Source organism: Sulfurovum sp. XGS-02 (genome assembly GCF_023213175.1).
In the GTDB taxonomy this organism is placed as follows: Bacteria; Campylobacterota; Campylobacteria; order Campylobacterales; family Sulfurovaceae; genus Sulfurovum.
In genome coordinates this window covers 2,033,523-2,046,909 of the sequence record NZ_CP093312.1, presented here as the reverse complement: position 1 = coordinate 2,046,909, position 13,387 = coordinate 2,033,523, and the positions used below count along the sequence as shown (strand labels likewise).

The 13,387-nt window shown below is 42.1% G+C and carries 12 protein-coding genes, 3 tRNA genes and 1 riboswitch; of the genes, 9 read left to right on the top strand and 6 right to left on the bottom strand.

The window, feature by feature from the left end:
* Positions 1-27: 27 nt before the first annotated feature.
* Positions 28-1,812 carry a DNA helicase RecQ gene (gene recQ / locus MN086_RS10145; RefSeq protein WP_248575886.1) on the top strand — a complete coding sequence of 595 codons (1,785 nt, stop codon included), beginning with the start codon at positions 28-30 and terminating at the stop codon, positions 1,810-1,812.
* Positions 1,802-2,362: a ribonuclease HII gene (locus MN086_RS10140; RefSeq protein WP_248575885.1), complete on the top strand. Its 561-nt coding sequence runs from the start codon at positions 1,802-1,804 to the stop codon at positions 2,360-2,362. The genes recQ and MN086_RS10140 overlap by 11 nt, the downstream gene beginning before the upstream one ends.
* An 18-nt stretch (positions 2,363-2,380) precedes the next feature.
* On the opposite strand, the gene aroC is transcribed toward MN086_RS10140, so the two are convergent.
* The 4 genes from aroC to MN086_RS10120 are packed head-to-tail and all read right to left on the bottom strand — an operon-like array spanning position 2,381 to position 5,581.
* Entirely contained in the window at positions 2,381-3,457 is a 1,077-nt protein-coding gene (gene aroC, locus MN086_RS10135) for a chorismate synthase (RefSeq protein WP_248575884.1), read from the bottom strand.
* On the bottom strand, positions 3,454-4,125 hold the full coding sequence (rnc, locus tag MN086_RS10130) for a ribonuclease III (protein ID WP_248575883.1): 672 nt from the start codon (positions 4,123-4,125) through the stop codon (positions 3,454-3,456). The genes aroC and rnc overlap by 4 nt, the downstream gene beginning before the upstream one ends.
* Before the next feature lie 9 nt (positions 4,126-4,134).
* Positions 4,135-4,578: a ribonuclease HI gene (rnhA, locus tag MN086_RS10125; protein ID WP_248575882.1), complete on the bottom strand. Its 444-nt coding sequence runs from the start codon at positions 4,576-4,578 to the stop codon at positions 4,135-4,137.
* Positions 4,538-5,581: a lipopolysaccharide assembly protein LapB gene (locus tag MN086_RS10120; RefSeq protein ID WP_248575881.1), complete on the bottom strand. Its 1,044-nt coding sequence runs from the start codon at positions 5,579-5,581 to the stop codon at positions 4,538-4,540. Before MN086_RS10120 ends, rnhA begins: the two co-directional genes overlap by 41 nt.
* 110 nt (positions 5,582-5,691) lie before the next feature.
* On the opposite strand from MN086_RS10120, the gene dnaG reads away from it, so the two are divergent.
* From dnaG to MN086_RS10100, 4 genes are all read left to right on the top strand, one after another.
* Entirely contained in the window at positions 5,692-7,350 is a 1,659-nt protein-coding gene (gene dnaG / locus MN086_RS10115) for a DNA primase (protein ID WP_248575880.1), read from the top strand.
* Positions 7,351-7,374: 24 nt separating this feature from the next.
* Positions 7,375-7,656 (top strand): peptidylprolyl isomerase, encoded by a 282-nt coding sequence (locus MN086_RS10110; RefSeq protein ID WP_248575879.1) that lies wholly within the window; start codon positions 7,375-7,377, stop codon positions 7,654-7,656.
* 62 nt (positions 7,657-7,718) lie between these two features.
* A tRNA-Ala gene (locus MN086_RS10105) sits at positions 7,719-7,794 on the top strand.
* A gap of 179 nt (positions 7,795-7,973) precedes the next feature.
* Positions 7,974-8,072, top strand: a riboswitch (cyclic di-GMP riboswitch).
* A gap of 40 nt (positions 8,073-8,112) precedes the next feature.
* Positions 8,113-10,020, top strand: a complete 1,908-nt coding sequence (locus tag MN086_RS10100) for a bifunctional diguanylate cyclase/phosphodiesterase (protein ID WP_248575878.1) — start codon at positions 8,113-8,115, stop codon at positions 10,018-10,020.
* A 71-nt stretch (positions 10,021-10,091) separates the two neighbouring features.
* On the opposite strand, the gene MN086_RS10095 is transcribed toward MN086_RS10100, so the two are convergent.
* A tRNA-Glu gene (locus MN086_RS10095) sits at positions 10,092-10,166 on the bottom strand.
* Positions 10,167-10,196: 30 nt separating this feature from the next.
* Positions 10,197-10,271 (bottom strand) — tRNA-Glu (locus MN086_RS10090).
* Positions 10,272-10,359: 88 nt separating this feature from the next.
* On the opposite strand from MN086_RS10090, the gene MN086_RS10085 reads away from it, so the two are divergent.
* The 3 genes from MN086_RS10085 to MN086_RS10075 all read left to right on the top strand — a co-directional run bounded on the left by MN086_RS10085 (position 10,360) and on the right by MN086_RS10075 (position 13,367).
* Entirely contained in the window at positions 10,360-10,848 is a 489-nt protein-coding gene (locus tag MN086_RS10085; protein ID WP_248575877.1) for a hypothetical protein, read from the top strand.
* Positions 10,849-10,857: 9 nt separating this feature from the next.
* A complete protein-coding gene (nfo, locus tag MN086_RS10080) occupies positions 10,858-11,751 on the top strand; it encodes a deoxyribonuclease IV (protein WP_248575876.1) in 894 nt (297 codons plus the stop codon).
* A gap of 71 nt (positions 11,752-11,822) precedes the next feature.
* Positions 11,823-13,367, top strand: coding sequence for a long-chain-fatty-acid--CoA ligase (locus tag MN086_RS10075; RefSeq protein WP_248575875.1), 1,545 nt, complete (start codon positions 11,823-11,825; stop codon positions 13,365-13,367).
* Positions 13,368-13,387: the final 20 nt, after the last annotated feature.

The following is a 13,387-nucleotide window of genomic DNA, read 5'->3' as shown; positions in this document are numbered from 1 at the left end:
TGAGCTTAGAAAGGCTACACTTCTTGTATGAATAAATTAGAAACCCTTGAACACTATTTCGGACACAGTGCTTTTAGACCTTTGCAAGAAGAGGTGGTAGATGCGATCTTGGCAAAACAGGATGTATTGATGATACTTCCTACCGGTGGGGGAAAATCGCTCTGCTATCAGCTTCCTACCCTTTTGATGGAAGGGATTACCGTGGTGGTTTCACCATTATTAGCACTCATGCATGACCAGGTAGTCGCACTGAAGGAAAATGGTATCGCTGCAGAGATGCTCTCTTCCATGCAGGATCTCGAGGAGAGTCAGCAGATAGAAGCACGCTTGAGAGCAGGCGAGATAAAACTGCTTTATGTGGCACCTGAACGACTTACCAATGCGTACTTTTTAAATCTGTTGCATCAGCTTCCGATCAACTTTTTTGTCATTGATGAAGCACACTGTGTGAGTGAGTGGGGGCATGAGTTCAGAGAGAACTACAGGCGTCTGTCGTTACTGAAAGAGCAGTTCGCCACCACACCTATTGCAGCATTTACAGCTACCGCAACACATGCGGTGGAAAGTGACATCGCCAGCAACCTGGGATTACGAGATCCAAAACGTGTGAGGGGATCACTCTTCCGTGACAATTTGACCATTAATGCCAGACACCGTATCAAAGATGGCAGGGCACAGTTGATGGAGTTCTTGAAACTCCATACGGATGAGTCGGGGATCATCTATACACTTTCAAGGAAGTCTACTGAAGCAGTGGCACACTTTTTGCAGAACAAAGGCATAGAGGCCAGAGCATACCATGCAGGACTCTCTACGGAAGAGAAGAACCGTACCTATGCGGATTTTGTGGCCGATAGGGTGCAGATCGTGGTAGCAACGATTGCTTTTGGTATGGGGATCGACAAGAGTAACATCCGTTTTGTGGTGCATATGACCATGCCAAAGACCTTGGAGAACTATTATCAGGAGATAGGACGTGCAGGAAGGGATGGATTGGCATCTGAAACACTTTTGCTCTTTTCGGCGCAGGATATCGTACAACAAAAAATGTTCATAGAAGATCTTCCCGAAACACCTTACAAACAACATGCATTCAACAAGCTCGACAGCATGGTCCGTTTTGCCAATTCTGAAAACTGCAGGCATCAAAGTATCGCTGCCTATTTTGATGACCGTATAGAGGCATGTGAAGATAAATGTGACAACTGTGCAGCCCCTGCTAGCGAAAAGATAGACATCACCACAGCAGCACGAATGCTACTTTCCACTATCCTGCGTACGGATCAGAATTTTGGTTTACACTATGTGATAGATGTATTGAAAGGGAGTAAAGAGCAGAGGGTACTGCAAAATGGACATGATACGCTTTCTGTCTATGGCATAGGCGAAGAGTACAGTAAATCACAATGGTTGACAATCGGTGACAAGTTATTGGAGTTGAATGCCGTTGAGATAGGTGAGTTCAAGGTCTATCGGTTGACAGCTTTTGGCATAGAGGTGATCAAAGGTTTACATCAGATAGAACTCAAAAAAGAGAGACTGACTGTACAAAAATCCGAGGTCAAAAAGAGAGTGACCTATTTTGATGACTATGATGTGGAAGTTTATGACAAACTCAGGGACCTGCGTACACAGATCGCTTCTGAAAAAGGTATTCCGCCTTATATTGTTTTTTCAGACAAAACCTTAAAAGACCTAAGTATGAAGATCCCGCAAGACAAAGAGGCTATGCTCGAAGTACACGGTATCGGGGAAGTGAAATTTGAACGTTACGGGAAAGAGTTTCTGACTCTTTTGAATAATGAACAATAAACCATTATGCGGTATAGATGAAGCTGGCCGTGGTCCTTTGGCAGGTTCATTGGTGATAGCCGGAGTGGTGTTGAAAAATCCTATCGACGGGTTGATGGACTCCAAGAAGCTGACAGAGAAAAGACGTGAAGCACTCTATCCGATCGTGATCGAAAATTCGGAGTATCATATCGTCACATTTTCAGCCAAAGAGGTAGATAAGATGGGTATCTCTAAATGTTTACAGACAGGTTTACAAAGTATACAGAGGCATTTGACTGAAGCTGAGTATCTCTTTGACGGGAACAGTAGTTTTGGGATTGAAAACATCAGCACAATGGTCAAAGCAGATACGAAAGTTGCGGAAGTGAGTGCAGCAAGTATTTTGGCAAAAGTGACACATGACAGAGAGATGATAGAGATGGCAAAGAAATATCCTCAATACGGCTTTGAGAAACATAAGGGATATGGGACTAAAGCACACATTGAGGCGTTGCTCAAATATGACCGATGCGAGATGCATCGTAAAACGTTTAGAGTAAAAGGGTTGGATGAACCGACTCTGTTTTAAAGTGTGACCGGATTCTCATTAAGCTTGATAAATTGCAGTCAGGTGGTCCATTTTTTTACCCATGTTGAGCAGTGCCATATCTGCCAATGTCAGTGCCATCATCGCTTCACATACAACAGCACCCCTGATGGCGACACATGGGTCATGTCTCCCTTTGAGGTTGCATTTCACCTCTTCATTGTGGGTCGTGATCGTTTGTTGCTCTTGAAAGATAGAGGGTGTCGGTTTGAAGTGTGTCTTCACCACGATCGTATCTCCATTGGAGATGCCCCCTAGCATACCGCCGGAGTGGTTCGAAGTAAAGCCATCGAGGGTGATTTCATCATTGTTCTCACTTCCTTTGAGGTGGGTACTGGCAACACCATCGCCTATCTCAACCGCTTTAGCCGCATTGATACCCATCATTGCTTCTGCAAGTATGGCATCGAGCTTGTAGTAGAGTGGTTCACCCAGTCCTATAGGCACACCCGTAGCCGTCGTAAGGACCACGCCACCTACAGAGTCATGATTCTCTTTTGCTGCCAATATCGCAGCCTCCTGTGCAGCTTCCTGTGCAGGGTCAAGGGCGTACATTTTAGAAGTTTTTGCATATTCAAAATCCTGTACACTACCTTTGATACCGTCAACTTCACAAAGGCCACTCTGTATGGAGATGCCCAGTTCTTTGAGCATCAGTTTTGCTATGGCACCGCCTGCTACACGTGCAGCTGTCTCTCTTGCGGAACTTCTTCCCCCACCACGGTAGTCTCTCAGGCCATATTTGTGAAAGTAGGTAAAATCTGCATGTCCTGGACGAAAGAGGTCTTTCACATTTTCATAATCTTTGGATTTTTGGTTGGTGTTGAAGATGATCATGGCGATAGGTGTCCCTGTACTCACCCCTTCGAATGTACCAGAAAGAATCTCCATTTTGTCAGCTTCTTTACGTCCTGTTTCCAGTTTGGATTTGCCGGGTTTTCGTCTGTCGAGTTCACTTTGTATAAATGCCTCATCGATCTGAAGTCCGGCAGGTACACCGTCAAGTATGCACCCAAGAGCCTTACCGTGGGATTCACCAAACGTGGTAAGGGTTAGTTTTTTTCCAAAGGTATTCATGCTTTTAATTCCTTTAATGCAAGTTCTGCTGCTTTCTGTTGGGCCTCTTTTTTGCTTTTACCTTTTGCGGTAGCAATGGTTTTGTCATCGAGTGTGACTGCGATCACGAACTCTTTTTTGTGGTCTGGCCCTGAAGAGTCTAAAAGCGTATAGTTTGGTGTCACGCCGTGGGTTGCCTGTGTGAGTTCCTGTAACGCTGTTTTGTAATCTTTTGAGAGTGAGTCAAGGTCAATTTTTGGATGACTCTCCTCCAGTAGTTTGATAGAGATCTCTTTGGCCGTAGCTAGACCCGCTTCAAGGTAGATCGCACCGATGATCGCTTCAAAGGCATTGGAAAGCAATGACGGTTTGTTTCGGCCGTTGTTGTTCTCTTCTGCCAAGGAGAGATAGATGTAAGAGCCTAGATCGAGTCTTCTTGCTAATAGGGTAAAACCGCTTTCATTAACAAGAGAAGCACGGATCTTTGAAAGGATACCTTCATTTGAATTGGGGAATTTTGAAAAAAGATACTCTCCTACGATGAGGTCGAGTACAGCATCTCCTAAAAATTCAAGCCGCTCATTATTGTAAGGCTTTTTGTAACTCTTATGGGTCAGAGCCTCAATAATCAATTGCTTATTTTTAAATGTATAGTTCAGTCGCTCTTCCAGTTGACTGTAATCATTCATAAATTTCTCCTATAGTGTTAATTTTATTCTTTCTGCTTCGTTACGGGCCAGTTCGTCGCAACGTTCATTTTCAGGATGGCCATTGTGCCCTCTGACCCATGTACCGCGTATCTTATGCGGACTCGATATTTCAAGATACTCTTTCCATAGGTCTACATTCTTTACTTTGGAAAAGTTCTTGCGTACCCAGCCGTCCAACCATTCATTGATGGCTTTGATGACATAGGAACTATCAGAGATGATCTCTACATCACAAGGCTCTTTAAGAAGCTTCAGCCCCTCTATGACAGCTTGAAGTTCCATGCGGTTGTTAGTGGTATGTGCATCTCCACCAAAGTACTCTTTACGGATGCCCTTGAATTCCAGGATACCTCCGTAACCGCCGGGTCCGGGATTTCCAAGACTCGAACCATCAGAGTAAAGAGTAATCTGTTTTCGGGCTTGATTTTGCAATTTTTTCCTCAACTTTTACCGTATTTATAGCCATACAATTCGGACAGCGTTTGAAAGAGACAGGAAAACTCTGTTTACATTTTTGACAGAGGAAGGAGAAAACCAGATCTCCCTCTTCAAACCCATTTTCTCTTGCAGTAGCTAACATATCTACACTGAAAATACCACTTTCTTTTGCAGGTTTCTGTAAATAACCTTTCGCATAATAAAGTGTTTGCAGCTGTTTATTTGATGTGATTATATCTAAATCGAGTTGTGAATTTGGTAAGAACCAAAGGATGTCAAGAATCTCCATGATACGTTCGGGATCAATGCTCTCCCAGGCACTTTTTGTATCAAGCAGTAAAAGCGCTTTGATGATGTGTCTATAGAGACTTGGCTCCTCGTTTAATAACTGTTTGAGTCTCTCCACTTTCTCCGGTATGGCTAAGGTCTTATTTACAAGGAGCTCCGAAAGATTCAGAAATTTTTCAAGTGATGTGGTCTCTTCTCCTAAGACATGGAGAGGTTCCAGGACCTCTTTGGCTTTATCGTATTTTTGCATGATCTCATACACGATCCCCAATTCATAAAGGGCTTGCACATTACGGGGTTTCTTACGTAGCACTTCTGTGTAGATGGACTGAGACCGTTCCAGGAAGCCTGCATGAAGATAGGTACTCCCCAGACGTTCCATCAGTTCTATTTTTCCCGAATCGTGGGTAATGTTTTTAATAAGGAAAAGATAAATACTGATCGCTTTATGGTACTCTCCGGCATTTTCAAATGCTTTTGCCAGAATGGTAAGCGGTTTAAGCATATGCGGTTCGAAGGGCATGTCCGCTGTTTCCAAAGCACACTCGGCAGTGTCGAACTTTTCCAAGAACTTGAGCAGGTTCCCTTCTTCTTTTTGCTGTTTATGCAGCCCCCATCCATAGGTAACGAGTGCAATGATAAGAGAGATCACAACAATAAGCATAATACTGAAAAGAGGGTCATTATACGCAGGTAATATATGTTCCAAAATAATCCTTAAGAGAAACAAAGCAATGGAGAAAAGGTCCCAATAGCCAGTTAGAGGCGCTTTACTCTGTTTACGTCCTTAAATTATATCTAATTAGATATAATTTTAGAATGATAGATAATGCCTCAATAGAATCCTTAAAAAACAGTATTGACATTGTAGATGTGATCGGCAGCTATATAGAGTTGCGTAAAGCCGGAGCGAACTACAAAGCAAACTGTCCTTTTCATGGAGAAAAAACTCCCTCTTTTGTTGTCAGCCCGAGTAAACAGATCTATCACTGTTTTGGTTGCGGCGTAGGGGGAGACAGCATTAAATTTGTGATGGAGTTGGAAAAACTTTCCTACCCTGAAGCGATCGAAAAGCTTGCTTCCATGCATAACTTTTCGTTGAGCTATACAAAAGGAAGCTCGGATTACTCTGATGCAAAACGCGTGCTTGAAGCCGTAGGCCAGTGGTATGTGAAAAACCTTCACCATAATGAAACAGCGATGCAGTATCTACTTGACAGAGGGATATCCCAAAACTCCATTGAAACGTTTGAGATAGGGTATGTACCAAGCGGAGGGGAAGTGATGCAGTTTTTGCAAAGGGCGTTGCTTCCTCTGCCCAAAGCCGCAGAAGCAGGGATCCTTGCCCAAAATGAAAACGGCAGCGGCTATTATGCACGTTTGGTGGAGAGGATCACTTTTCCTATCTATTCTACCAGCGGTTCTTTGGTTGGGTTTGGCGGCAGAACCATTACGAATCATCCTGCAAAGTATATCAACTCACCACAAACAAAACTCTTTAACAAGTCGAGACTCCTTTACGGGTATCACTTGGCAAAAGAGAGCATCTATAAGAACAAAAAGATCATTGTGTGTGAAGGATATTTGGATGTCGTGATGTTCCATCAGGCAGGCTTTAAGGAAGCGGTTGCAGGGATGGGGACCGCATTGACAACGGAGCATTTGCCTCTGTTGCGCAAAGGAGATCCAAACGTGATCCTTGCCTATGACGGTGACAAAGCAGGTGTGGCAGCAGCACTGAAAGCGGCCCAGATGTTGTCAGTAGCGGGTTTTGACGGCGGGGTTGTACTTTTCCCTGACGGGCAGGATCCTGCTGACCTCATAGCCAAAGGACAGAGTGAGACCGTAGCGAAGTTACTTCGTAATGCCAAACCGTTGATCCCTTTTGTACTGGAGATGATTGTTTCTATGTATAATTTAAATGATCCCAGAGCAAAAGAAGCCGCTTTTGGCGCCCTGAAACAGTATCTTGATACACTCAGCCAGATCATCAAAGATGCGTATATCCCTATGGCAGCGACACTGGTGGGTGTGGCACCTTCCCTTTTTGGCAAAGAGACCAATGTAGCTAGGGCAAGAGAAAGTTTTACACAAAAAAAAGATAATCTTGAGCAGCTATGCATTCTGAAAACACTCATTGAAAATCCTAACCTTATCGATAATGTTCTCAGTGTCATGGATATCGAGATGTTTGGTACGTATGCAGGCCTTTTTACAGCACTTATCAATGGTGAAAACGAGCACCCCGGACTGGTAGGACTTAGTGTTGATGAGAGTGTAAAAGCAATGGATGAACAATCGCTCAATAGTTCTCTGTTAAAAATACTTACGATCTATTATAGAGGTAAATTGCAGAGTATACCAAGAGATACAGCGATTGCGACAGAGAAGAAACCATTTTTGCTTAAAAAGATAAAACTAGATATACTTCCGAGACTGAAAAAGGGTGAGTTGGTAGCGTATGACTCGCTTGATTAATAAATAGTTTTTAAGGAAACAACAATGGCAACAGCATCAGCAAGACACATATTGGTCAATGACGAAGCACTCTGTAAGGAACTCAAAGAGAAGATAAATGCAGGTGAGATCACTTTTGAAGAAGCAGCGAAGCAGAACTCCACTTGCCCTTCAGGTGCAAGAGGAGGAGATCTGGGAAGATTTGGTCAGGGACAAATGGTACCGGAGTTCGACAGAGTCGTTTTTAACGATGAGGTTGGTGTCGTACATGGTCCGGTGAAAACACAATTTGGGTACCATCTGCTTGAAATCACAGAACGTTCATAAAAAGTCTGCAAGATAGGTAAAATATATCTATCTTGTGCTAGAATCCTCTTTTTTATATCTTTGGGGCATTAGCTCAGCTGGGAGAGCGCTTCGCTGGCAGCGAAGAGGTCATCGGTTCGATCCCGTTATGCTCCACCAAACTACATGCAATAAACCCCATACTCTTTTCTAACCCATCTAAAATATGCTAAAATAGGCTATGTATTCATTGATTGAAACATTTTTGATACCCTAAAAGTAACATAAGTAAATATAATGAATTATGTTTAGAATTATCATATTAATTTAATCTAAATGATTTATAATACATGATACTTTTGTAAAAATGCTACACCTGTCGTGAGACAGGGCCAGAAAGCTATGGGTCTTGGATACACTATTGTATAGAATGATGAAAAGATCGCCAGGTCACACAATCAGTAGAACAACGCTTACAGAACTATTTTAAGGTATGCCATGCTTGATAATATGCACTTTTATGATTTTATGCACAAACAGATACTTGTGGTGATAGCACTATTTGCAGGAACCGGTATAGGGTATCTTTATATCGGATGGCTCTACTCTTCTTCTTCTCTTCCTGAACTCTTATGGTTTTCTCTGGTATTGTTACTCTCTTTTTGGGGATATCGATTGCATAAGAACTTTTTAGAGAATGATCTTAATATGCAACAAAAAGAGCAATGGCTTGGGCAACTGAGATATTTTTTATTCAGTTATTTTTCTGTTTGGACTATCATGTTTCTGATATACACATCACGCAGTGATACAGAGTTACATTATGTGGCCATAGCAACACAATTGGGAGTTACTGTTGTCTCGACGACCATTTTAGCCTCTCAAAAAAAGTTGGCTGTGTTTACTTTGGTCACACTTATGCTCCCTTTGACCATCTATTTTATCTTGGTAGGTGAGTTCTACAGTTATCTACTAGCTTTTTTTACGATCGTTTTGGGCGGTGTTTTACTTTATGCTGCGAACAATACCTTTAATTATCTTATTAAAAGTCAATTCCAGGCGTATCATGATGCTTTGACGACACTGGGGAATAGACGCTACTTTATCGAACTCCTGAATGACGCTATGAAAAGCCAAAAACAGGATCATAAACATATTTATCTGTTATTGATCGATCTTGATCATTTTAAGACCATTAACGATACTTTGGGCCATGATATCGGGGATATGCTGCTTTGTCAAGCAGCGGACCGTATGCGTACACTTAGTAAAAAGCATCAAAACTTTGTATCCCGTCTTGGCGGGGATGAGTTTTGTATTCTCAGTACTACATTTGCAACGGAACTGGAGTGTCTTCATCATGCATCCCAGTTTGCAGAGGAGTTGCTGGCATCGATCAGAGAAAGCTACCATATAGAAGAGCATTATTTATATATCAGTGCCAGTATCGGTGTGAGTATCATCAGTGATCCGAAAATAGAAGCCAGTAACTTTATCAAAGAAGCGGATATCGCTATGTATGAGGCTAAAGGAAGGGGAAGAAACGGCATTATTTTCTTCAATGACACACTTGCAAAACATGTCGAATGGAAACTTGAGATAGAACGTTTATTGCACTTCTCGCTTCAAAGGAACGAAATATCATTGACCTACCAGCCACAGTATAATGCTGAGAATGAAATTATCGGTTGTGAAGTCCTTTCACGTTGGGATAACGAAACCTTAGGAGAGGTCAGTCCGACTGAATTTATACCGATCTCTGAAAAAACGGGATTCATTATAGAGTTGGGATTCTACATATTAAAAGAGGCCTTTCTTACATTTAAAAAGTGGGAAGAGAAGGGTATTTCTCTACAACAGATATCTATTAACGTCAGCATGCGACAACTCTTTCATTATCATTTTATTAACGATGTGAAACATCTTTGTGACACGTATCTTACAAAAGAACAACGCGCAAAAATAGTCTTTGAGATTACAGAGACTTCCGTTGCAGAGGATATAGCAAAACTGATTACAAACATGAAGATCCTTCAGGATTACGGTATTCATTTTTCGATGGATGATTTTGGAACGGGATACTCCTCTTTGAGTTATCTCCGGCAGTTACCTATCAATGAGATCAAGATCGACAAATCATTCATCTCTGAATTGCATCATCTTGAGGACGAGGAAGATAAATGTTTTGTTCAAACGATCTTTACCATAGCTCAAAACCTCAACTTAAGGATCGTTGCAGAGGGGATCGAAAATGAAGAGCAGCGCCAGTTCATTGTAGATCAAAAATGCGATATTTTACAGGGATATTATTTCTCAGAACCCGTGAGTGATGAGGCATTTGAAACCCTATTCTTAGAAGCGAACCGTAAGAAAACTTTGAACAGTGTTGATGATTTAGCGTTATGATATAGGTTAAGGCTTATCTCATTTTGATGAAGTAAGATTTGTATAAAATAGCAGTGTATTGGGTGAATGAATGGTGACCCCACGGAGACTCGAACTCCGGTAACATGGATGAAAACCATGGATCCTAACCGCTAGACGATGGGGCCACATAATGTTGATAGGTTACAAGCTAAAAATGGTGACCCCACGGAGACTCGAACTCCGGTAACATGGATGAAAACCATGGATCCTAACCGCTAGACGATGGGGCCATCTGTAACTTGTGGATGGCATTATATAGATAGGGCGCTTAAAAATCTCTTAAGATAGTGTATAATTTGTCGAAAATAAGGAAAAAAAATGAATTTTAAAAGAATCATTTCAATTTTTATCATGGGTTTGCTTTTGAGTGCCTGTGCTTCTAAAGAGTATGTGCAGCAAGATTCTGCCTACATTATATTTAAAACACCTACCTTCAAATATGCTGATATGGGGTTCATCTATGAGAATGAAGAAGAGATGAAGATCGAGATCTATAGCAGCGGGCAGGCACTCATCTCTCTAGAAATATCCGAGACCTCAATCTGCATGAGTCTGTTGGAATGTATGAGTAAAAATGCTTTCAACAAAGAGGTCTTAAGTGCCATGTACCCAGAAGATATACTGGAAAATATATTTAGAGGGAGGCCTCTGCTTCATGGTACCGGATTGGAAAAGAAGGGTGACGGGTTTACACAGAAGATCGTAAAAACAGATAAATATAATATCGATTATAGTGTTTTAAACAAGCAAATTATTTTCCGTGATACAATCAATTCTATACTTATACAAGTGAAAAAACAATATTAAGGTACAAAGATGACAAAATTTGTCGGTGCACATGTAAGTGCAAGCGGTGGCGTGGATAACGCCCCATTGAATGCTATGGCTATAGGGGCCAAAGCATTTGCACTTTTTACGAAAAATCAAAGACAGTGGGTTGCAAAACCTTTAGAGACAAAAACCATAGATGCATTTCATCAAAATCTCGAGGCTTCGGGTATCTTGCCTAAACACATTTTACCGCATGACTCTTACCTCATTAATCTGGGACACCATGAGGCAGAAAAACTTGAGAAATCAAGAGATGCCTTTATCGATGAGTTGGAACGTTGCCGTATTTTGGGGCTTGACAGGCTTAATTTCCACCCGGGGTCTCATTTGACAAAGATCCCTAAAAAAGACCCGGAATACCATGATAAACTCATGCAGGCAGAGTTGCAATGTCTTGACGTGATAGCAGAGTCACTGAATAGAGCCATAGATGCGACAAAAGATTCCAATGTAAAACTGGTTATAGAAAATACAGCAGGACAGGGATCCAATCTTGGGTATAAGTTCGAACATTTGGCACATATCATCGATAAGGTGGAAGATAAAAGCCGTGTAGGCGTTTGCATCGATACCTGTCATATGTTCACAGCAGGATATGATATCCGTACGAGAGAAACCTATGATGAAACATGGAACACTTTTGATAAAGTCGTAGGAAGAGAGTATCTTATGGGTATGCATATCAATGATTCTAAACCAAAGTTGGGTTCAAGGGTTGACAGGCACGACTCGCTAGGTCAGGGAGAGATCGGATGGGATGCTTTTAAATTCATTATGAATGACTCGCGTATGGATGATATACCACTTGTCCTGGAGACGATCGATGAGTCGATCTGGGCACAGGAGATCAATGCACTGTACGGGTTGATCGAAGCATAAATATATCATAGTGAAAAGAGGGAGAAAAAGGATGGGGAAAATTGTAAAAGGTTTAGCGTACGAGTACTAGAATGGACTACAGGTTTAAAAACTTTTATGAACTGATCACCTTTCAGGCAAAAAAGCGAGGCAAGAAAGTTGCACTGTTTGTAGATGAGGAGAAGATCACCTATAAAGACATCTTAGCAGCAGCAGATAAATTGGCTGCTTTTCTTGCGAGAAAAGGGGTAAAAAAGGGTGACAGGATCGCACTTTTTTTGCGTAACTCTCCTGAGTTCATCTATACGATCTTTGCCGCTTCAAAATTGGGGGCTATTGTAGTACCTGTCAACACCTTTTTAAAAGAAGAGGAGCTGACGTATATTTTAGAGGACAGTGGGGCTTCCACACTTGTCGCCTCTGCACTCCATGAGAAGGTTGTCAATAACAGTAAAGCAAGTAAATTGTGTAAATTACTTGTTTGGGAAGGGGGCAAAAGTGCGCCGGGAGAACAACACTACACTTTTGATGAAGCGTTAAAAACAGGGGTATCTGTAGCCCATACCGATACCGCCTTGGAAGATACAGCGGTGATCATTTATACTTCCGGAACGACCGGTAAACCCAAAGGGGCGATGCTAAGCCATAAGAACATTTTTTCAAACGGAAGTTCCGGGATGAAGCACATCAATGTGACACCCAGAGACAGAGGGATCGTATTTCTTCCCATGTTCCACTCCTTTACATTTTCCATTGCCGTTATGCTTCCTTTGTGTGTAGGTATGAGTATTGTGATCATCAAATCGATACAGCCTTTTTCCAATATTTTTAAACAGACGCTGTTAAAACGGGTCACGCTCTTTTTTGGTATTCCCGATGTCTATAATGCGTTGGCCAAGGCGAAACTTCCATGGTATTTTATGTGGTTCAACAATGTACGTGCCTTTATATCAGGGGCTGCACCCCTGCACCCTAAAACACTGGATGCCATGGCAAAGAAATTTAAACGGGCAACATTGCTGGAAGGGTATGGGTTGAGCGAAGCAAGCCCTGCTGTCAGTATGAACACGTTAAAAAAACAAAAAGCAGGATCCGTTGGTACAGCACTCTACGGGTATGAGATAAAGATCGTAGATCAAGAGCTAAAGGAAGTACACCGCGGCACGATAGGAGATATCATCGTGAAAGGCGACAATGTGATGCAGGGGTACCTGCACCGCCCTGAAGCAACAGATGAGACCATCATTAACGGGTGGCTGCTTACAGGTGACGTAGGATATATGGATGAGGAAGGATTTCTGTTTATCGTAGATAGAAAAAAAGATCTCATTATCTCAAAAGGTATCAATATCTACCCTCGTGAAGTAGAAGAGGTCATAGACAGTTTTGAGGGGGTTGGAGCCTCGGCTGTGATCGGTATGGCTGATGAGAAGAGTGGGGAGCTTCCCGTAGCGTATATAGAACTTGAAGAGGGGATAGAGAAGCTTGATCAAGAGGGTTTAAAGAAATATATGAGAGAGCAGCTCGCAAATTATAAAATACCCAAACAGATACATCTCATTAAAGGGCTCCCTAAAAATGCAACGGGTAAAGTACTGAAAAGGGCACTCAAAGAGAGCCTTGGGAGTGGTATGTGAGCACAGAACGACAAAAGAGA